We start from the raw sequence: 20,219 nt of genomic DNA, 5'->3' as shown, positions 1-20,219 counted from the left end.
TCTGTGGGGGCTGGTGCACACGGATCGTGTGCACCAGCCCCCACAGACGACCCGGTGACGGAACAGCTCAGAGCGAGATCGCCGGGTGCAGCCTGTCCACGGTCCACGTGCGCATCCGCCCCGACCGCCACGCCGTCACGGCGAGCGACGCGACGAGCGTCCCGCCGAGCACCGCGACGGAGACGAGCAGTCGCCCGTCCACGCCGCCCGTGATGAGCTGGCGCAGCCCCGTGACCGCGTAGCTCATGGGCAGCCACGGGTGGATCGCCTGGAAGAAGTCCGCCGTCACGGGCACGGGGTACGTCCCGCCCGACGACGCGAGCTGCAGCATGAGGATCGCGAGCACGACGACCTTCCCGGCCGCAGGCCCGGCGAGCGCGATGATCGCCTGCTGCAGCGCGATAAACGTCGCCGAGACGAGCAGCGTGAACGCCACAACCCCCGCGAGGTGCGCCGTGTGCATGCCGAGGCCCAGCTTGACGACGCTCAGCATGACAACCACCTGGCCCACACCGACGATGAGCGCCGGCCACAGGCCCGCCCACGCGATCCGCGCACCCGAGACGGGTGCGGCGAGCGCCCGCGACGGAACCGGCCGCAGCAGCAGCCACGTGATGAGCGCGCCGACGAACAGCGCGAGCGAGATGAAGAACGGCGCGAAGCCCTCGCCGAAGCCCTCGGCCTGCGCGACGTCCGTGTCCGTGACGACGACGGGCGCCGCGATGACGTCGGCCCGCTGTGTGCGCAGCGCCTCGGAGTCGTCGGGGATCTGCGCGGCCCCGTCCGCGAGACCGTCCGCGAGCGTGCCCGCCCCGTCGGCGAGCTGCGTCGTCCCGTCATCGAGCCGGCCCGCACCGTCGGCGAGCTGCGCGGTCCCGTCCGCGAGCGTCGACGCGCCCTCGGCCGCCGACGTCGCCCCCGCAAGAAGTGCGCTCGTCCCGTCCGCGAGCGTCGAGGTGCCGTCGGCGAGTGTCGACGCACCCGACGCGAGCGAGCCCGCGCCCTTCGCGAGCTTCGACGCACCCGCAGACGCACCCGTCGCGCCCTTCGCGAGGTCCCGCGCGCCCGTGGCGACCTTCGACGCGCCCTGCCTGAGCGTCGCCGCGCCCTGCGCGGCGCTGCTCGCGCCGTCGGCGAGCGTGCCCGCACCCGTCGCGAGACTTCCGGCGCCCGACGCGACGCTCCCCGCGCCCGTGCTGAGCCGACCGAGACCCTGCTCGAGTCCCGCCGCACCTGCGGCCACCCCGTCGATGCCGTCGCGCAGCGTCGTCGTGCCCTGCGTGCCGGGCCTCAGCTGCGCAGCGAGCTGCTGCGCGCCATCCGATGCCTTCGTGACGCCCGAGCTCAGCGCAGCAGCGCCGTCCGCGAGCGTCCGAGACCCTGTGACGGCCGCGTCGAGCTGCGCGGCGATCGCCGCGCCGTCGATCCCGCCGAGCTGCGTGAGCGCAGCCCTGTCCTGGGCGATGACCGCCCGGACCGTCGTGCTCGTACCGTCGGGATCGAGGGCCGTGAGCGCCTTGACATTTGCGGTGAGCAGCTCCGCGATGTCGCTCAGCGTCGCAGGCACCTCCGCAAGCGTCGGGGCCGCGGCCTCGAGCCCGTCGGCAAGGTCGTCGGCGCCGTCGGCCAGCGCAGCGGCACCTGCGACGAGCCCGTCGGCCCGCGTGACCCCGGACGCGAGCGCGTCCGCTCCCGACGACGCCGTCGCGGCGCCAGCCGCGAGACGGGACGCGCCGTCGGCAAGCGTCACCGCACCCTCGTGCGCCGTCGTCACACCCGTCGCAAGCGTCGTCGCGCCCTCGGCGAGCGTCGTCGCGCCCGTGCTGAGCGACGTCGCGCCGGCGCTCACCTTCTGCGTGCCGTCGCTCAGCGTCGACGCCCCGTCCGCGAGGCTCGACGCGCCCGTCTTGAGAGTCGATGCTCCCTTCGCAAGCTTCGACGTGCCGCTCGCGAGCGTGCTCGACCCGCCGCTCAGCGTCGCCGCCCCGTCCGCGAGGCGTGACGCCCCTGCGTCGAGGCGCGTCACACCGTCGGCCGCGCTGCCCGCACCCGCGCGCAGCTCGCCGAGACCCGACGCGAGCGTGCTCGCCCCGGTCGCCGCACTCTGCACGCCGTCCGCGAGCGTGTGCGCGCCGTCGGACACCGTTCCGGCCGCCGTCGTCAGCCGCAGCGCACCGTCCGACGCCGTCCCGAGACCGTCGCGCGCCTCACCGAGCCCGACGAGCACCGAGCCGACCGCCTGCGCGCCAATCTCCTCGCGCACCGCCGTCTGCACCTGCTCCATCGCGGAACGCCCGAGCGTCGTCGCGAGGAACGAGTTCGCGTCGTTGTACGTCACCGCGATGCTCGCCGCCGTCGGGTCGTCGCCCGCGACGTCCGCAATCCGCTGCGAGAAGTCCGCGGGGATCGTCACCGCGAAGTAGTAGTCACCGTCCTCGACGCCCGTCCGGGCGTCGTCGGCGTCCGTGCGCACCCAGCGCAGGTCGCCCGAGTCGGTGAGCCGCGTCGCGATCTCCGCGCCCGCCTCACGGTGCTCGCCGGAGATCGTCGCGCCCTCGTCCTGGACGACGAGCGCGACCGGCAGGTTGTCCATGCGGCCCGTCGGGTCCCAGAACGCCCACAGATACAGGGCGCCGTAGAGCAGCGGGATGAGCACGAGCGCGCCGAGCGCAAGCTTCGGCAGCGTGCCGCGGCGGAAGCGCCGCAGCTCCGTGCCTGTCGAGGTGAGGGAGATCATGCGAGGGGCTCCTCGGAGGATGGGGCGGACGGGGACGGGGCCCCGGTCCGCACGGGGGTCTCGGTGGTGCGGGCGGCCGTGCGCGCGGCCGGGGAGATGTCGCTGTCGTGCGGACCGTGGGCGTGCGGACCGCGGGCGTGCGCGGCCCGGGCCGCGGGCGAGGTCGGCCGTGCGGCCGGGGTCGCGTCCGCGTGCGGGTCCGCGTGCGCGTCCGCGTGCGGGTCCGCGTCGAGACGCGGACCCGTCGTGAGGCGCACGACGCGTGGGCGGGCGGCCCACGTCATCGCGTCGACCTCGCCGGCCGACGCGACCGACGCGATGACCGTGAGGCCCGGCGCGGGCGGGGTGGACGGCGTGGGGTCCGTCGGGTCCGTCGTCGCGGTCGTGAGCGCTGCGAGGCGGTCCCAGACGATCTGACGACGCGCCGTGTCGTGCACCTGGTCGAGGTCGTCGACGACGAGCACGTCGGGGTGCGCCACGAGCGCGACGACGATGCGCAGGAGCATCGCGTCGACCTCGTCGAGGTCGCGGACGAGAGTCCGGGCCGTCGGCACGCGGCGCGTGCCGAACACGGGCGTGGCGAGCTCGCGGAGGGTCGCGTCCGTGACGGGGGGCGTGCGTCGGTACCAGGGGGTGAGCCATGCGAGACGCTCGCGGAGCGTGTCGCCGACGGTGACGGACGGCTCGAGGTCGTCGATGCCGGCGAACCCGGCGATCGCGGTGACCTGCTGGACCGCGCGGCGGTCGCGCGGGAGGTGGTGGCCGCGGACCGTGAGCTGCACGGTCGACGGGGACGGCTTCATGCGGCCGGCGAGGGTGAGCAGGAGGCTCGTGCGACCCGAGCCCTGCGGGCCCTGGAGGACGACGAGGTCGCCGGGGGCGACGTGCATGTCGATCGGGCCGTAGACGGGGCCGTGCGGGCCGTCGAGCTGCAGCGACTTCGCGAGGATCGCGGCGCGGGGTGTGGTGTCCATGGGGTTCTCCGGCGGGTCGGGCCCGCACCATTCTTTGGACTGACTGGTCAGTCCAAAAATATGCGCACGACGAGGCGCCGCGCAATCGATCGAGGTGTACACCGCGTCACATACCGCCGCTCGGGCTCGTCGCTCCCGCCGGGCTCGTCGCTCCCGCCGGGGTCGGAGGCCCTGCCTTGGACGACGACGCCCCGCCGCCGGCCGCTCGGGGCGGTCGGTGACGGGGCGGTCGGCGAACGGGTCGTTCGGCAAACTGGGCGGCGGGTGCGCCGTCCTCAGCGAGTCAGGTCGCCGGCGTCGTCCATCTGCGCTCGGGGTTCTGGTACTTGAGGCCCCACTTCTTCCACATCGACTTCGCGTTCTTGGCGCGTGATCCCTTGCAGGAGCTTGTGTAGTAGTTGTATCGCGTCGACCCCGTGATTGCGGTCGCCATGCAGTCCGCCTGCTGCTCCTGCGGGTCCGCGGCGCCCTTCGCGAAGATCTTCTGCTCGGCCTTCTTCGACGCGTCGTACGCGGCCTCGCTCTTGCCGATCGGGCGTGCCTGGACGATGTGTGCGCACTCGTGGATCGCGGTGTGACGCAGCTGGCCGTCGTCCTGTCCGGACGCGAGCTCGATCGTCTGCGTCCACTTCCAGTCGTAGACCCAGCGCTTGCCCGTCCAGCGAGGCTTGGCATTCCAGCGCGTCCACGCCATGCCGATCGCCCAACTGTCCTTGACGCGGGGGGAGTCGATGTAGATCGGTGTCGTCGGGCAGTACTTCTTGATGTAGCTGCGCGCCTTCGCGATGTACTTCGCGTGCTTCTTCGAGTCCGACTGGAAGATCTTGAAGGACTTCGACGCGATCGTCTTGTTGTACTTGCTCTTGCCGAGCACCACGCGGTACGCGCGGTTGCCAGCCTTCGCAGGCACGCGGAGCGTCACCTTCGCGCTCGAGCCCGTTCGCGGCGCGCGCGTCGACGACACCGTCCGCCACTTCCCGGAGTCCTTCCGCTGCAGCGCGACCTTCTGGTAGCGCGGCTTCGTCACTCGGACGGTCACTGACGTGCGCTTCTTCGTCGTCTGGAGCTTGCGGTAGCTCGGCTTGCCGAGCTTGGCCGACGATGCGCCGCCGACGCTGCCCGAGCGTGCGGCCGGGGCGGAGGGCGTCTGCGCGGCGGGCGTCGAGGCGCCGGACAGCGGCGAAGCCATCGCCGGAGCCGCGACCGGCAGGCTGAGAGCGGCCGCGCACAGCGCGGCGACGAGCGAGGTCCTAGTCTTCACGGGGGCGTCCTTCATCCAGAGGTTCCGCCAGGATAGGTGCCATGCGCCGGGGGCGCTCCCGGGAGCACGGACCTGTGGACGGGGAATACCCCAGGGCTTCCCGACGCTCCCTAGGGGTGAGCACCCAGCCCGCGGCCGCCGAGCCGCTGAAGATCGACATCTGGTCCGACATCGCCTGCCCCTGGTGCTACCTGGGCAAGCACCGGCTCGCCGCCGGGCTCGAGGCCTTCGCCGCGACCGACGCCGCCGTCCCCGTCGAGATCGAGTACCACTCCTTCGAGCTCGCCCCCGACACCCCCGTGGACTTCGAGGGCTCCGAGATCGACTTCCTCGCCCACCACAAGGGCATGCCCGCTGCGCAGATCGAGCAGATGCTCGCCCAGATGACCGCGACCGCCGCCGCCGAGGGCCTCACCATGGACTTCGCTCGTCTGCGCCACACGAAGACGCTCCGCGCGCACGAGCTCCTCCACGCGGCGAAGGCCGCGGGCCGCCAGGCGGAGATGCTCGAACGCCTCTTCGAGGCGTACTTCGCGCAGGGGGAGCACGTCGCCGACGTCGACACGCTCGTGCGCCTCGCGACGGAGGTCGGCCTCGACGCCGACGAGGTGCGCGCCGCGCTCGCGGACGGCCGCCATGCGGACGCGGTCGCCGCTGACATCGAGCAGGCCCGTACCTTCGGCATCACGGGCGTGCCGTTCTACGTGGTCGATGGACGGTACGGGATCTCCGGCGCGCAGCCCGGCGAGGCGTTCGCGCAGATCCTCGGCCAGATCATCGCCGAGCGCGCGACCACCGACTGACCCTCAGGATCACGGAGGATCCATGACTGACTTCCCTGCCGCCCCGCGCGGCCACGAGAACTCGCTGATGTTCGACGGTGTCGCACCCGTCGCCGAGGCTGCATCCCGCGGTGACGCCGCGATGCTCGACGCGTTCGGCGCGCCCGCGCCCGTCCCGTCGGACGCGCCGACGCAGCTCTTCGCAGCCCCGGCGGCGCCGGGTGCGCTGGCGTCGGGCGCCTTCGCGATGCTCGGCGGCACGGGAGAGGTGTGCGGGCCTGACGGTTGCGCGTGACCGTCGGGCACGCAGCGTGACGGTCGACGCAGCGGGAGCGCCCGACGGGAAGTTGCCGCTTCAATAGTTGACGCTTCAAGTAAATGGGTGCAGACTAGGGAGCGGTCCACCCGAGGAGCACCCATGAGCACCGCAACCCCGTCCGGCCCCGCCGCGAACGACCGCCTCGCGCACGCCGCCGCCGCGAACCCGTCGGCCCTCGCCCCCGCCGACCGCCTCGCCGCCGCGACCCACATGGACGCCGTCACCCTCTACGTCCGCGACATCGACCGCATGACCGACTTCTACGCACGCGTCATCGGCCTCCAGGTCATGGAGCGTTCAGCCGTCGACGGCCGCGACGGCATCGTCACGCTCGGACGCGGCACCGTGCCGCTCGTCGTCCTCCGCGAAGCCCGCGACCTGCCCGAGCGACGCCCCGGCGAGGCCGGCCTCTTCCACACCGCCATCCTCTTCGCCGACCACGCCGGCGTCGCCGGCGCCCTCGCGCGCGTCGCCACCTACGCCCCCGAGCTCTACACGGGCGCAGGCGACCACCTCGTCTCCGAGGCCTTCTACCTCGACGACCCCGAGGGCAACGGCATCGAGCTCTACGTCGACCGCCCCCGCGACCAGTGGGAATGGACGCAGGGCCACGTGAAGATGGACACCCTCTACATCGACCCGAACGCGTTCCTCACCGAGCACCTCACCGAGACTGCGCTCGAGCGGCCCGAGGACTCCGCTGCGACCCTCGGCCACGTCCACCTGCAGGTCGGCGACGTCCCCACGGCACACCGCTTCTACGTCGACACCCTCGGCTTCGAGGCCACCGCGACGCTCGGCACGTCAGCCCTCTTCGTCTCCGCCGGCGGCTACCACCACCACATGGCCATGAACACGTGGCGGTCCATGGGCGCCGGGCCGAGGCCCGTCCAGCTCGGCCTCGGCGAGGTGTCGATCCTCGTCCCGACGCGCGACGAGATCGGCGCCCTCGCGGACCGCCTCGCGCACGGAGGCGTCGAGCACGCCGACGACGGCGCCGTCCTGCGGTTCAGCGACCCGTGGAACAACCGCATCGCGGTCGCCGTCGGCTGACCGGAGTCGCGAGCCTCAGCGCAGACGACCCGCGCTGATCCGGCGCGTCACCCGGCGCGCACCTCGGTCCGCGAGGATCTTCGCTCCGGCAGCGACCGCACCCGTGACGGCCGCGAAGATGATGATCGACGAGTTCGGCGCGTCCGTGTCGAGCGCATTGCGCGGCGCGTCCTTGCCCGTCGTGCGCTTCCACGCATAGGCGAGCGCGCGCTGCGCGATCCACGCCGTGCCCGCCGACGCGGCCAGCAGGATGACCTTCTCGAGCAGAGCTTCCTTGTTCTCGTCAGCCACGGTGTCCTCCATCGCAGGTCGGCGTGCCGAACCGTCGTCGGCACCTCACCCCACGCTAGCGTCCCAACGCCGAGCGGGCGTCCCGGCCGGTGCGCCGCTCGATAGCGGATCCGCACCAGTGACGTGCCTGGATCGGCTATCGGACCGAACGGAGCGCCGCTCGATAGCCGATCCGTACGTGCGACGCGCACGGATGGGCTATCGAGTCCTGACGAAGACGCGCGGATTGACGGCTTCCGCCCCTCCGATGGTCGGAAGCCATCAATCCGTCGGGGAAGTTCGGAGGTCGTGCACAGAGGGACGGCCCGCGGATCCTGACTATGATGGTCGGGATACGACAGGGGAGCGCTGCGGGGAGCCGTGAGCGCTGAGAGTGCGGACCACCGCAGACCCTCGAACCTGACCCGGTTAGCACCGGTGGAGGAAGTCGGGACATCTCACCACGTCGTCCACGCGGCCTGCCGTGACGGACGACGGGACCCCTCCTAGCACCACAGGAGGAACCACGTTGCACAGCACGACCAGCACCACCCGCCGCCGCCCCATGCGGCTCGCAGCGCTCGCGCTCGCCTCGGCGACGCTCCTCGCGGCCTGCGCGTCCGAGGGCCCCACCCAGGCCCCGACGACGACCCCCGGCGCGACCGCCTCGACGAGCGAGGCCCCCGCGAGCGGCCCCGTCACGCTCCTCACCCACAGCTCCTACGAGCTGAGCAAGGAGCAGATCGCCGACCTCAAGGAGAAGGGCCTCGACGTCAAGGTCGTCCAGGTCGGCGACGGCGGCACCCTCGTCAACCAGCTCATCCTCACGAAGGACGCGCCGCTCGGCGACGTCGTCTTCGGCGTCGACAACACGTTCGCGTCACGCGCGATCGACGCGGGCGTCTTCGAGGCCTACACCTCCCCGGCGCTCCCCGCAGCCGCAGTCCCGCTCAAGGTTGCGGGCGGCGACGCCGTCACGCCCGTCGACCAGGGCGACGTCTGCATCAACATCGACACGGAGTGGTTCGGCAAGAACCCGGACGTCCCCGTCCCCGCGACGCTCGACGACCTCACGAAGCCCGATTACAAGGACCTCGTCGTCCTCACCAACCCGGCGACGTCGACGCCCGGCCTCAGTTTTCTCGCCGGCACCGTCAGCCAGTACGGCGCCGACGGATACCTCGATTACTGGACGAAGCTCAAGGACAACGGCGTGCGCATCGCCGACTCCTGGTCCGACGCCTACTACACGGACTTCACGAGCCAGGGCGAGAACGGCACGCGGCCCATCGTCCTCTCGTACTCCTCGAGCCCTGCCTACACGCTCACGGACGACGGCGGCACGACGACCGCGTCGCTCCCCGCGACGTGCACGCGCCAGGTCGAGTACGCGGGCGTCCTCGCAGGTGCGAAGAACCCCGCCGGTGCGCGCGCCGTCGTCGACTACCTGCTGAGCCCCGAACTCCAGGCGACCCTCCCCGACACGGCGTACATGTACCCCGTCGACCCGGACGTCGCGCTGCCCGAGTCGTTCCAGAAGCACGGCGCCCTCGCCGAGAACCCCATCCCCGTCGACCCCGTCGCCGTCGCCCGCGACCGCGACACGTGGATCTCCGACTGGACCGACACGGTCCTGGGCTGAGACCTCATGACAGCCCTGCGTCCCGTCCCCGGTGAGGTGCGTGTCCCCCGCACGCGCCCCGCCGGCGAGTTCATCCCTCCCGACGCCGCTCCCCTGGAGCGGCGGTCGTCGACGGGATGGGCCACGGCGGGACGCAGGGCCTCGTTCGCGCTCGCGGCCGCCGTGCCGCTCGCGTTCCTCGGCCTCTTCTTCGTGTGGCCGGTCGTCGCGATGCTCGTGCGCGGCCTCACCGACGCGGCCGGCGCGCTCGACCTCGCGGGCGTCGCCGACGTCCTCGCGAAGCCGCGCACGTGGCGCGTCGTCACGACGACGATCGTCCAGGCACTTGTCGGCACGGCCGTCGCCGTCGTCCTTGGCGTGCCCGGCGCGTACGTGCTCTACCGGCGGCGGTTCCCCGGGCGCACGCTCGTGCGAGGGCTCGTCACCGTGCCGTTCGTCCTGCCGAGCGTCGTCGTCGGCGTCGCCTTCCGGGCGCTTCTCGGCCCGGGCGGGCCGCTCGGCGCCCTCGGGCTCGACGGCACGTTCACCGCGATCGTCTGCGCGCTCGTGTTCTTCAACTACGCGGTCGTCGTGCGGACCGTCGGCGGCTTCTGGTCGCGGCTCGACCCGCGCGCGGAGGAAGCGGCGCGCGCCCTCGGAGCGAGCCCCGGCCGCGTCCTGCGGACGGTGACCCTGCCCGCGCTCGTCCCCGCGATCGCGAGCGCCGCCGCGCTCGTCTTCCTCTTCTGCACGACGGCGTTCGGCGTCGTCATGGTCCTCGGCTCGCGCGAGCACGCGACGATCGAGACCGAGATCTACACGCGCACGACCCAGCTCCTCGACCTCCGCACCGCCGCCGTCCTCTCGGTCCTCCAGATGCTCGTCGTCGCGGCCGCGCTCCTCGTCTCGGCGCGCGCCCGCACCGCCCGCGAGCGCGCGCTGCCCCTCCACGCCGCGCCCCGCGACGAACGTCCCCTCACGTGGCGCTCCCGCACCGACGTCCTCGCGACGACGGTGACGGGCCTTGTCGTCGTCGGGCTCCTCGCGTGGCCCATGGCGACGCTCGTCGCACGCTCGTTCCGCACGACCGACGGCGCGTGGACGCTCGACGCGTACCGGCGGCTCGCCGAGGCCGGGCCCGGCACCGGCCTCACCGTGACCGTGTGGCAGGCGACCCTCACGTCGCTCATGACCGCGGCCGTCGCCGCGACCATCGCGGTCGTCGTCGGCGGGCTCGTGTCGTTCGTCGTCTCCCGACGCCCCCGCTCACGCGCCGGCCGACGCTCGCTCGCGGTGCTCGACGCCGTCGTCATGCTGCCCCTCGGAGTGTCCGCCGTCATCGTCGGATTCGGCCTGCTCGTCACCATGACGCGGCCCGTGCTCGGCGTCGACCTGCGCACGACCGGCTGGCTGCTGCCCGTCGCGCAGGCGCTCGTCGCCGTGCCCGTCGTCGTGCGCCTCCTTCTGCCCGTACTGCGCGCCGTCGACCCGCGCCAGCACGAGGCCGCCGCGACGCTCGGCGCACCCCCCGGACGGGTCGTGCGGACCGTCGACCTGCCCCTCGTCGCCCGGCCGCTCGGGCTCGCGATCGGCTTCGCGTTCGCGGCGTCCCTCGGCGAGTTCGGCGCCACCTCGTTCCTCGCACGGCCCGACGCGCCGACGCTCCCCGTCGTCATCGTGCGCCTCCTCGGCCGGCCCGGCACCGAGAACCTCGGCACCGCGATGGCTGCCGCGACCGTCCTCGCGCTCGTCACCGCCGCCGTCATGCTCCTCGCCGAACGGCTGCGCGGCGACACCGCAGGAGAGCTGTGACCACGGACCACCCCACGGAGACCACGATGACCACGCCAGCACCCGGCGGCCTCGCCGTGCGCGACCTCGTCGTCACCTACACGCCCGACGCGCGCGGCGCCGCACCCGTCCGCGCGGTCGACCGCGTGAGCCTCGACGTCGCGCGCGGCGAGATCCTCGCGCTCCTCGGCCCATCTGGCTGCGGGAAGTCGAGCCTCCTGCGCGCCGTCGCCGGCCTCGAACCTCTCGCCGGCGGAAGCGTCACGTGGGACGGCACCGACCTCGCACGCACACCCGTCCACGAGCGAGGCTTCGGCCTCATGTTCCAGGACGGCCAGCTCTTCGCCCACCGCGACGTCGCCGGCAACGTCGCGTACGGGCTCGAGGGCCGCACGACGGTCGACGGCCGACGCGCCCCGCGCCGCACCCGCACCGAGACGACGGCCCGCGTCGACGAGCTCCTCGACGTCGTCGGCCTCACCGGCTACGGCCGGCGCGCCGTCGCAACCCTCTCGGGCGGCGAGCGCCAACGCGTCGCCCTCGCCCGCTCCCTCGCCCCGCGCCCGCGCCTTCTCCTCCTCGACGAGCCGCTCTCCGCGCTCGACCGCGAGCTGCGCGAACGGCTCGCCGTCGACCTGCGCGCAGCCCTCCTCACGACCGGCACGACGGCCGTCTTCGTCACGCACGACCAGGACGAGGCGTTCACCGTCGCCGACCGCGTCGCCGTCATGCGCGCCGGCCGCCTCGCGCAGGTCGGCACGCCCGCGCAACTGTGGGCCGAGCCCGCGACCTGGGAGGTCGCGTCGTTCCTCGGCTACGAGGCCCGCCTCGACGTCGACGGGAGCGTGCTCGCGCTCGCGCCCGGCGCGCTGCGCGTCGTCGGTGCCGGGGCGACGCCCGGCGCCGGGCCGCAGTTCCGCGGCACCGTCCGGGCCGTCCACGTGCGTCGTGGTGTCGCCGAGGCGACGGTCGACGTCGTGGGCGTCGGGCGCGTCACCGTCGTCGTCGGACCCCCGGCGCTCGCGCCGGTGCCCGGCAGTGAGCTCGACCTCCGCCTCGACCCCGGCCAGACCGCGCCCCTGCCCGCCTGAGGGCGGCGGGTCCCGAAGGAGCGCGGCGGCTCCCGGACGCGCGGGGCGTGGACGCGGGAGGATGAACGATCAGCCCGATGACGGAGGATCCGTGACGCGTTACCAGAAGGCCATCACCCCGAGCATGTCCGACGCCTCCCTGCGGCTCGGCTACGACCGCGTCGCGGGCTTCGCGGTGCCGGTCGCGGACGTCACGTGGGCGACGACGCCCGCCGACCTTCACGCTGTCCACGCCCTCGGCGTCGACGAGGGCGGCGACAAGCGCGCGACGATCAGCTCCGTCGGGCACGATGCCGACGCGGCCGAGGCGGCCGGCATGGTGAAGGTCGACGCGGGTGTCTACGAGATGGTCGTCGACCCCGACGAGCTCACGGACCTCACGCCGCACGAGCTCGTGCCGGCCGCCTGGCGCTGACCCGCCCCGCCACGCCCNGCTACCCGCCCGCCGGCTACCCGCCCTGCCCGGCTACCCGCAAGTTTGTGCGCTACCCGCAAGTTTGTGCGCTACCCGCAAGTCTGAACTCGCGGGTAGCGCACAAACTTGCGGGTGCGCGAAGTCGGGTGCCCGGCGTTCTTCCCCGGCGAGGAGGGTGGCCACGCGATCGTCGACGTCCTCACGGGCCGCGAGAACCCGTCGGACCGCCTGCCCGTCTCCCTACCCCGGGCTGCCGGCGCCCAGCCCTTCACGTACCTCCACCCCGTGCTCGGCGGCCCGTCCGACGTGACGTCCGCCGACCCCACGCCCGTGCGGCACTTCGGCTTCGGCCTGTCCTCCACGACGTTCACGCACACGAGCGCGTCGACCTCGCACCCGGCGAGGCCCGCCGCCTCACGTTCCACGTTCCCGCAGCCCGCTTCGCGTTCGCAGGACGCGACCTGCGACGGATCGGCGTGTGGGCGTCGTCGGGCGGGACAGCGACGACGCGCACCGCGCACGTCGTCTCCTTGACGTACGACGCACGATGAGCTGACGGGGCGCGCCGCGGCGCGGCCGCCGCGATCCGCCTACCCGCGAGTTTGTGCTCCACCCGCAAGTTCAGACTTGCGGGTAGAGCACGAAGTTGCGGGTAGGCGGGCTCCAGAACGCCCCGCCGTGCGTGTGAGCGCCCCACCGGCCGGCGCCCGTGCGCCACACTGGTCCGGTGCGCCCCGACCCTCGCCTGCTCGCCGTCGTCGCCCTCGGCGGCGCGGTCGGCACGGCGCTGCGGTACGGGCTCGGGCGGCTTCTGCCGCCGGGCGACGGCGTGCCGTGGGCGACGCTCCTCGAGAACGTCGTCGGCGCGTTCCTCCTCGGGATGCTGCTCGAGGCGCTCGTGCGCGCGGGCCGCGAGGATGCGCGGCGTCGGTTCCTGCGGCTCGGACTCGGCACGGGGCTGCTGGGCGGGTTCACGACGTTCTCGGCGCTCGCCCTCGAGACGCGGAACCTCCTCGCGGCGGGCGACGTGCTGCTCGGTGTCGGTTATCCGCTGGGTTCGGTCGTGCTCGGCGTCGTCGCGGCGACGGCGGGCGTGACGCTCGCGGCGCGCGTACGCGGGAACGTCGGCCTCCTCCCGCCCGACCCCGACGCCTCGACGGCCGCTGGCTCCCCGACGGCCCCCGGCTCCCCGACCGATAGACGGCTCCCGCCCGTTGAACGGGGGTCTGGCGTCAATCCGTCGGGAGATGGTGAGTCCGGCGGCACGGGGACCTCGGGGGACGGTGAGGTCTCGTGATCGTCGGCCTGTTCCTGCTCGGCGGTGTCGGCGCCGCCGCCCGCTTCTGGGTCGACGGCGCGATCCGTGCCCGACGCTCCGACCCGATGCCCGTCGCAACGATGACGATCAACGTCGTCGGTTCCCTGCTCATCGGCGTGCTGCTGGGTCTGCAGCTCGGCGGTGTGCTCGCCCCGGACGGGTTCGCGATGCTGGCGACGGGCTTCTGCGGTGGCTTCACGACGTTCTCGACCGCGATGGTCGAGGCCGCGCGCCTGCTTCAGGACGGCGACGTCCGACGCGCGTGGGGGAGCGTCGCGCTGACGCTCGTCCTGTCAGTCGCGGCGGCGTCTGCCGGCGTCGCGGTGACGAGCGTTCTCACGTAGCTCGATCCCTCGACCGACGCGAGTCTCTCCCGACTCGTAGGCTCTGAGCACCGTCGAACGGTGCTGGAGCGCTACGAGTCACGCCCCCTCTCCGACTCGTAGGCTCTGAGCACCGTCGAACGGTGCTGGAGCGCTACGAGTCACGCCCCCTCTCCGACTCGTAGGCTCTGAGCACCATCGGAGTGCGCTGGGATGCTACGAGTCACGGAAGGGGTGGGGCATGACCGTCGTGCTCGTGTGCGGGGTGGCCGGGGCCGGGAAGTCGACGCATGCGCGGCGGCTCGAGGCCTCCGGGTTCGCGCGCTTGTCGTTCGACGAGGTCGCGTGGGACGCGGGGCACCGCGAGCACCCGCTGCCCGACGACGTCGCGCTCGCAATCCACGAGGACCTCCGCGCGCGGATGTTCGCGCTCGTCGCCGAGGGGCGAGACGTCGTCGTCGACACGTCGTTCTGGTCCCGGGCGTCGCGCGACCGGTACCGGTCCTGGCTCGCGGAGGTGGACGTCGTGCCCGTCGTGCACCACCTCGTCGCCCCGCGCGAGGTCGTGCTCGCGCGGCTTGCCGCGCGCCGCGGCGCGGGGCCCCACGACGTCGTCGTGCCGCCCGCGCTCGCGGAGCGCTACCTCGCGGGGTTCGAGGCGCCGACGCCCGACGAGGGGCCGCTCGAGCTCGTCCCGACGGCCTGACCGGCGCGACCCGAAAGTCTCCAGCACCGTCGAACGGTGCTCCGGACCTCCGGGTCGCGAGGCGCGCAGCGCGGATCGTGGCCGACGGAACAGTTCCGGGTTGCCGCACCCGCACACGCTCGGCGGTTCGTGCGAGACACTGGGACGAGCAACCCACCATTCTCACGAGGAGATCACGTGCCCCAGGGAACCGTTCGCTGGTTCGACACCGACCGAGGCTTCGGCTTCATCGCACCCGAGGACGGGTCGGACGACATCTACGTCCACGCGTCCGAGCTCGCCGACGAGGGCGTGCGTGCGCTCCGCGAGGGCCAGGAGGTCGAGTTCGAGGCCGGTGAGGGCGACCGCGGTCCGCAGGCCCGCAACGTCCGCGTGACGGGTGAGGCCCCGGCGGCGTCGCTCGGCGTGCTCGGCACGGTCTCGTGGTACGAGCCGTCGAAGGGCTATGGCTTCGCGATGGCCGACGGCAGCAGCGACGAGATCTTCGTCCACAGCTCGTCGATCGTCGGCGGCGGCGTCGTCCGCGAGGGCCAGCGTGTCGCGTTCCTCGTCGTGCCCGGCGAGAAGGGCCCGCAGGCGGACCACCTGCTGCCGCTCGGCGATCAGGCGGCGCCTGCGGGCGGCGGTGCGCCCGGCAACGACGGTGCCAACGGCACCGTGTCGTGGTTCGACGGTGGCAAGGGCTTCGGTTTCATCACGCCTGACGACGGCAGCGCCGACGTGTTCGCGCACGTCCGTGAGCTGGGTCGGAACGTCGACGAGATCGGCGAGGGCGACCGCGTGAAGTTCGAGACCGTCGAGGGTGACAAGGGTCCGCAGGCGCGTCGGATCGAGCTGGTCGGCGGCGGGCGCGGTGGCCGGTCGTACGGTCGTCAGGACCGTGGGCGCGGCGGCTTTGACCGTGGCGGTGACCGGCGCCGTGGTGGTGACCGCTTCGACCGCGGCGGCGATCGCGGGCGTGGGCGTTCGAGCGCGCCGGCGCGTGGCGGCTCGGGCGAGGTCGTGCGCTTCGACCCTGAGCGTGGTTTCGGCTTCATCCGCCCGGACTCGGGCGGCGACGACCTCTTCGTCCACGTGTCCGTCATCCGTGGCGGGGTTGAGCTGTACGAGGGTGACCGGGTGCGTTTCCAGGTGCGTCAGAGCGACCGTGGTCCGCAGGCGGATCGCGTCGAGCTGGACTGAGTCTCACCTCCGGATGCGTCGAACGCCCGGGAGCGCCAGGTGCGCTCCAGGGCGTTCGTACGTTCCCGTGCGTGACGCCGTCACGCCGTCACACCGTCCCGTCGTCCCGTCGTCCCGTCGTCCCGCCGTACCGTCGTCCCGCCGTCCCGCCGTCCGCTCGATAGCGGATCCGTTCGCGTGTGCGGTACGGATCCGCTATCGAGAAGCGTTGCGTCGCGACCCCTGTGTCCCGATAGCCGATCCGAACCTCTGACGTGCATGGATTGGCTATCGGAACGCTGGGGCGGGGCGGGGGGAATAGATCTCCGGCACCCAAGGTTGAGTGAGGCAGACTCAAGTTTGAGTGTGTGGGCTTGCATTGAGCAGGCGCCGGGCGCAGACTTGAGTGCAACAGACTCAACCGCACCACCACAGCATGGAGGCAGCACACATGGCACGAGCAGTCGGCATCGACCTCGGCACCACCAACTCCGTCGTCGCGGTCCTCGAGGGCGGCGAGCCCACGGTCATCGCGAACGCTGAGGGCATGCGCACGACGCCCTCGGTCGTGGCCTTCTCCAAGTCCGGCGAGGTCCTCGTCGGCGAGATCGCCAAGCGCCAGGCCGTCACGAACGTCGACCGCACGATCAGCTCGGTCAAGCGCCACATGGGCACCGACTGGTCCGTCGAGATCGACGACAAGAAGTACACCGCGCAGGAGATCTCCGCGCGCGTCCTCGGCAAGCTCAAGCGCGACGCCGAGGAGTACCTCGGCGAGCCCGTCACGGACGCCGTCATCACGGTCCCCGCGTACTTCAACGACGCTGAGCGCCAGGCGACGAAGGACGCCGGCCAGATCGCCGGCCTCAACGTCCTGCGCATCGTCAACGAGCCCACGGCCGCAGCGCTCGCGTACGGCCTCGAGAAGGGCAAGGAGGACGAGCTCATCCTCGTCTTCGACCTCGGTGGCGGTACGTTCGACGTCTCGCTCCTCGAGGTCGGCAAGGACGAGGACGACTTCTCGACGATCCAGGTCCGCGCAACCTCGGGCGACAACCGCCTCGGTGGCGACGACTGGGACAACCGCATCGTTGAGCACCTCATCAAGGAGGTGAAGAACTCCTCGGGCGTCGACCTCTCGAAGGACAAGATCGCTCTCCAGCGTCTGCGCGAGGCCGCCGAGCAGGCGAAGAAGGAGCTTTCGTCCGCGACGAGCACCAACATCTCGATGCAGTACCTCTCGATGAGCGAGAACGGCCCCGTCCACCTCGACTCCAAGCTCACGCGCGCGCAGTTCCAGCAGATGACGCAGGATCTCATCGACCGCACCAAGACGCCGTTCCACGCGGTCATCCGCGACGCCGGCATCTCCGTGAGCGAGATCGACCACATCGTCCTCGTCGGCGGCTCGACCCGCATGCCGGCGGTCACGGACGTCGTCAAGGAGCTCACGGGCGGCAAGGAGCCGAACAAGGGCGTCAACCCGGACGAGGTCGTCGCCGTCGGCGCGGCCCTCCAGGCCGGCGTCATCAAGGGTGACCGCAAGGACGTGCTCCTCATCGACGTCACGCCCCTGAGCCTCGGCATCGAGACGAAGGGCGGCGTCATGACGAAGCTCATCGAGCGCAACACCGCCATCCCGACGAAGCGTTCCGAGGTCTTCTCGACGGCCGAGGACAACCAGCCCTCCGTCCTCATCCAGGTCTTCCAGGGTGAGCGCGAGTTCGCGCGCGACAACAAGCCGCTCGGCACGTTCGAGCTCACGGGCATCGCCCCGGCGCCGCGCGGCGTCCCGCAGATCGAGGTCGCGTTCGACATCGACGCCAACGGCATCGTCCACGTCTCCGCGAAGGACCGTGGCACGGGCAAGGAGCAGTCGATGACGATCACGGGCGGCTCGGCCCTCCCCAAGGAGGACATCGACCGCATGGTCAAGGAGGCCGAGGAGCACGCGGCCGAGGACAAGGCGCGCCGCGAGGAGGCCGAGGCCCGCAACCAGGCCGAGGGCCTCGTGTACTCGACGGAGAAGGCCCTCAAGGACAACGAGGACAAGCTCTCCGACGACGTCAAGACGGAGGTTGGCGACGCTGTCGCCGCCGCCAAGAAGGCGCTCGAGGGTGAGGACGCGGCCGAGGTGCGGTCGACGATGGAGGCCCTCGCGGCCGCGGCGCAGAAGATCGGCGAGGCCGTCTACGCGTCCGAGCAGGCCGCAGGCGCCGAGGCTCCCGCCGCTGACGCGACGTCCTCAGACGAGGACGTCGTCGACGCAGAGATCGTCGACGAGGATGAGTCCAAGTGACGGATTCGCCCTTCGAGTTCACTGACAAGCGTCGGATCGACCCCGAGACGGGGCAGCCGCGTGACGCGGCCGCCCCGTCCGGGGACGGTGAGCCCGAGGTCGTCGTCCCGGACGACGCCTCCTCGCTCACCGACGGTTCTGTGCCCGACGCTCCCGCAGCGGACGCGCCCGCGTCCGGCGCGGGAGCAGACGACGAGCTCGCCGCAGCGCAGGCCCTCGCGGCCGAGCGTCTCGACGACCTCCAGCGTGAGCGCGCGTCGTTCACGAACTACCGCAACCGGGCGCTCCGCGACCAGGAGGCGGCCCGCACCCGCGGCATCGAGGACGTCCTGGCGACGCTCCTGCCGGTGCTCGACGACATCGACCGTGCTCGGCAGGCTGGCGAGCTCGAGGGGCCGTTCGCGGCGATCTCGGACAAGCTCGACGATGTGCTCGGCAAGTTCGAGATCGTGCGGTTCGGTGCCGTCGGCGAGGAGTTCGACCCGACGGTGCACGACGCCCTCATGCACGAGGACTCGGCCGAGGCCACGACGACGACCGTGAAGTTCGTCATCGAGCCCGGCTACCGCATCGGCGAGAAGATCGTCCGCGCGGCGCGCGTCGCCGTCGTCGGACCCCAGCAGTAACAACCTGGCTGCGGCGGGCCCGTGCGGGCCCGCCGCAGCCGTACCCCACAGACAGACAGGAAGGACCGCGTTGACCGGACAGGACTGGCTCGAGAAGGACTTCTACGCCGCCCTCGGCGTCGCGAAGGACGCTGACGCGGCCGCGATCAAGAAGGCGTACCGCAAGCTCGCGCGCCAGTACCACCCTGACCAGAACGCGGGCGACCCCAAGGCTGAGGCGCGCTTCAAGGAGATCGGCGAGGCCTACGCGGTGCTCTCCGACGCCGAGGAGCGCGAGAAGTACGACGCGATCCGCGCGATGGGCGGTGGCGCGCGCTTCTCCGCGGGCCCCGGCGGCGCTGGCGCGGGCGGCTTCGAGGACATGTTCGGCTCGATGTTCGGCGGCGGCGCGGCCGGCAGCCGCCAGGGCTTCGGCGGGGGCGGCGGCTTCGAGGACATCCTCGGCGGCCTCTTCAATGGCGGTGGCGGCGCCGGATTCCGCGCCGGACCGCGCCCGCAGCAGGGCGCCGACCTCACGACGTCCGTGACGCTGCCGTTCCGGCAGGCCGTTGAGGGCTCCGAGGTCGCGCTCGAGATTGAGCACCGCACGATCAAGGCCCGCATCCCCGCGGGCGTGCGCGACGGCCAGAAGATCCGGCTGCGCGGCAAGGGCCGCCCCGGCACGGGCGGCGCACCCGCTGGCGACCTCATCATCACGGTGACGGTCGGCCCGCACCCCGTGTTCACGCTCGACGGCCACAACCTGCGCGTCACCGTCCCGGTGACGTTCGATGAGGCGACGCTCGGCGCCCAGATCGAGGTCCCGACGCTCGACGGCCAGACCGTCAAGGTCAAGGTCGCCCCCGGCACCCCGTCGGGCCGTGTGCTGCGCGTCAAGGGCCGTGGCGTCAAGGCCGCGAAGACCACTGGGGACCTGCTCGTCACCGTGCAGGTCGTCGTCCCGCAGAACCTCTCCGCCGACGCCCGCAAGGCCGTCGAGGCGTTCCGTGACGCGACCGCAGGGACGGACGTGCGCGGCGACCTCATGGCCCGCGCGAGGGAGTGAGCGTCGTGGATGCCGCCGACGTCCCCGTGCTGCCCATCTCCCGTGCCGCCGAGCTCGCCGACATGCACCCGCAGACCCTCCGTCAGTACGACCGCCTGGGGCTCGTCGTGCCGTCCCGCACCGCCGGCCGCGGTCGCCGGTATAGCGCACGCGACGTCGAGAAGCTCCGCACCATCCAGCGCCTCAGCCAGGACGAAGGCATCAACCTTGCGGGCATCCGCCGCATCCTCCGCCTCGAGGACCAGGTTCGGGTGCTCCGCGGGCGTGTCGAGATGCTCGCGACGGCCCTGGACCCGGGGCACCGGGTTTTCACCGCGGACGCGTCGGGCGACATCGTCGCCGTCCCGCGGGGCAAGCCCGCGCCGGCCGGACGGGGCGGCACGCTCGTCGTGTGGCGGCCGCGGCGCTGAGCCGCGGCCCCGGCAAC

The 20,219-nt window shown here is 72.4% G+C and carries 19 protein-coding genes, 1 pseudogene and 1 riboswitch; of the genes and pseudogenes, 16 read left to right on the top strand and 4 right to left on the bottom strand.

Annotation, left to right across the window (positions count from 1 at the left end; genetic code table 11):
• Positions 1–67: 67 nt before the first annotated feature.
• From C1729_RS08860 to C1729_RS08850, 3 genes are all read right to left on the bottom strand, one after another.
• Positions 68–2,737 carry a YhgE/Pip domain-containing protein gene (locus tag C1729_RS08860; protein ID WP_102509621.1) on the bottom strand — a complete coding sequence of 890 codons (2,670 nt, stop codon included), beginning with the start codon at positions 2,735–2,737 and terminating at the stop codon, positions 68–70.
• Entirely contained in the window at positions 2,734–3,711 is a 978-nt protein-coding gene (locus C1729_RS08855; RefSeq protein ID WP_207204588.1) for an ATP-binding cassette domain-containing protein, read from the bottom strand. The genes C1729_RS08860 and C1729_RS08855 overlap by 4 nt, the downstream gene beginning before the upstream one ends.
• 283 nt (positions 3,712–3,994) lie before the next feature.
• Entirely contained in the window at positions 3,995–4,972 is a 978-nt protein-coding gene (locus tag C1729_RS08850; RefSeq protein WP_102509620.1) for a hypothetical protein, read from the bottom strand.
• Between the two features lie 116 nt (positions 4,973–5,088).
• Here C1729_RS08850 and C1729_RS08845 point away from each other — a divergent pair, with 116 nt between their 5' ends.
• From C1729_RS08845 to C1729_RS08835, 3 genes are all read left to right on the top strand, one after another.
• Complete coding sequence (locus C1729_RS08845; RefSeq protein ID WP_242493768.1) at positions 5,089–5,775, top strand: DsbA family oxidoreductase; 687 nt, start codon at positions 5,089–5,091, stop codon at positions 5,773–5,775.
• 22 nt (positions 5,776–5,797) lie between these two features.
• Positions 5,798–6,049 (top strand): hypothetical protein, encoded by a 252-nt coding sequence (locus tag C1729_RS08840; protein WP_102509618.1) that lies wholly within the window; start codon positions 5,798–5,800, stop codon positions 6,047–6,049.
• Between the two features lie 123 nt (positions 6,050–6,172).
• The gene (locus C1729_RS08835; RefSeq protein WP_102509617.1) at positions 6,173–7,126 is read left to right on the top strand and encodes a VOC family protein; all 954 of its coding nucleotides are present in this window, start codon (positions 6,173–6,175) and stop codon (positions 7,124–7,126) included.
• Positions 7,127–7,141: 15 nt separating this feature from the next.
• Here the strand turns inward: C1729_RS08835 and C1729_RS08830 are convergent, their stop codons facing one another.
• Positions 7,142–7,417, bottom strand: a complete 276-nt coding sequence (locus C1729_RS08830) for a DUF4235 domain-containing protein (RefSeq protein WP_165375465.1) — start codon at positions 7,415–7,417, stop codon at positions 7,142–7,144.
• Positions 7,418–7,746: 329 nt separating this feature from the next.
• A riboswitch (TPP riboswitch) is annotated at positions 7,747–7,860 on the top strand.
• A gap of 65 nt (positions 7,861–7,925) precedes the next feature.
• Here C1729_RS08830 and C1729_RS08825 point away from each other — a divergent pair.
• The 13 genes and pseudogenes from C1729_RS08825 to C1729_RS08765 all read left to right on the top strand — a co-directional run bounded on the left by C1729_RS08825 (position 7,926) and on the right by C1729_RS08765 (position 20,202).
• Positions 7,926–9,038 carry a thiamine ABC transporter substrate-binding protein gene (locus C1729_RS08825; RefSeq protein ID WP_242493767.1) on the top strand — a complete coding sequence of 371 codons (1,113 nt, stop codon included), beginning with the start codon at positions 7,926–7,928 and terminating at the stop codon, positions 9,036–9,038.
• 6 nt (positions 9,039–9,044) lie between these two features.
• Positions 9,045–10,829, top strand: a complete 1,785-nt coding sequence (locus tag C1729_RS08820) for an ABC transporter permease (protein WP_102509614.1) — start codon at positions 9,045–9,047, stop codon at positions 10,827–10,829.
• A 26-nt stretch (positions 10,830–10,855) separates the two neighbouring features.
• Positions 10,856–11,899, top strand: a complete 1,044-nt coding sequence (locus C1729_RS08815; protein WP_102510603.1) for an ABC transporter ATP-binding protein — start codon at positions 10,856–10,858, stop codon at positions 11,897–11,899.
• A gap of 61 nt (positions 11,900–11,960) precedes the next feature.
• Positions 11,961–12,314 (top strand): hypothetical protein, encoded by a 354-nt coding sequence (locus C1729_RS08810; protein WP_102509613.1) that lies wholly within the window; start codon positions 11,961–11,963, stop codon positions 12,312–12,314.
• 153 nt (positions 12,315–12,467) lie between these two features.
• Positions 12,468–12,701 (top strand): annotated as a pseudogene (locus C1729_RS08805) (glycoside hydrolase family 3 C-terminal domain-containing protein); the annotation flags it as partial.
• 340 nt (positions 12,702–13,041) lie between these two features.
• Complete coding sequence (locus tag C1729_RS08800; RefSeq protein ID WP_102509612.1) at positions 13,042–13,611, top strand: CrcB family protein; 570 nt, start codon at positions 13,042–13,044, stop codon at positions 13,609–13,611.
• On the top strand, positions 13,608–13,976 hold the full coding sequence (locus tag C1729_RS08795) for a fluoride efflux transporter FluC (RefSeq protein ID WP_102509611.1): 369 nt from the start codon (positions 13,608–13,610) through the stop codon (positions 13,974–13,976). Before C1729_RS08800 ends, C1729_RS08795 begins: the two co-directional genes overlap by 4 nt.
• A gap of 220 nt (positions 13,977–14,196) precedes the next feature.
• Positions 14,197–14,661 carry a P-loop nucleotide/nucleoside kinase family protein gene (locus C1729_RS08790; protein WP_102509610.1) on the top strand — a complete coding sequence of 155 codons (465 nt, stop codon included), beginning with the start codon at positions 14,197–14,199 and terminating at the stop codon, positions 14,659–14,661.
• A gap of 177 nt (positions 14,662–14,838) precedes the next feature.
• Positions 14,839–15,843, top strand: a complete 1,005-nt coding sequence (locus tag C1729_RS15205) for a cold-shock protein (protein WP_102509609.1) — start codon at positions 14,839–14,841, stop codon at positions 15,841–15,843.
• A gap of 430 nt (positions 15,844–16,273) precedes the next feature.
• Positions 16,274–18,121, top strand: a complete 1,848-nt coding sequence (dnaK, locus tag C1729_RS08780; protein ID WP_102509608.1) for a molecular chaperone DnaK — start codon at positions 16,274–16,276, stop codon at positions 18,119–18,121.
• The gene (gene grpE, locus C1729_RS08775; protein ID WP_102509607.1) at positions 18,118–18,747 is read left to right on the top strand and encodes a nucleotide exchange factor GrpE; all 630 of its coding nucleotides are present in this window, start codon (positions 18,118–18,120) and stop codon (positions 18,745–18,747) included. The genes dnaK and grpE overlap by 4 nt, the downstream gene beginning before the upstream one ends.
• Before the next feature lie 70 nt (positions 18,748–18,817).
• A complete protein-coding gene (locus C1729_RS08770; RefSeq protein WP_102509606.1) occupies positions 18,818–19,792 on the top strand; it encodes a DnaJ C-terminal domain-containing protein in 975 nt (324 codons plus the stop codon).
• Positions 19,793–19,797: 5 nt separating this feature from the next.
• Entirely contained in the window at positions 19,798–20,202 is a 405-nt protein-coding gene (locus C1729_RS08765; RefSeq protein ID WP_277985809.1) for a heat shock protein transcriptional repressor HspR, read from the top strand.
• The last annotated feature ends 17 nt before the right edge of the window (positions 20,203–20,219 follow it).

The sequence above is a fragment of the Sanguibacter massiliensis genome, from assembly GCF_900240335.1.
Classification (GTDB): Bacteria; Actinomycetota; Actinomycetes; order Actinomycetales; family Cellulomonadaceae; genus Flavimobilis; species Flavimobilis massiliensis.
This window is presented reverse-complemented; position numbering and strand designations above follow the sequence as displayed.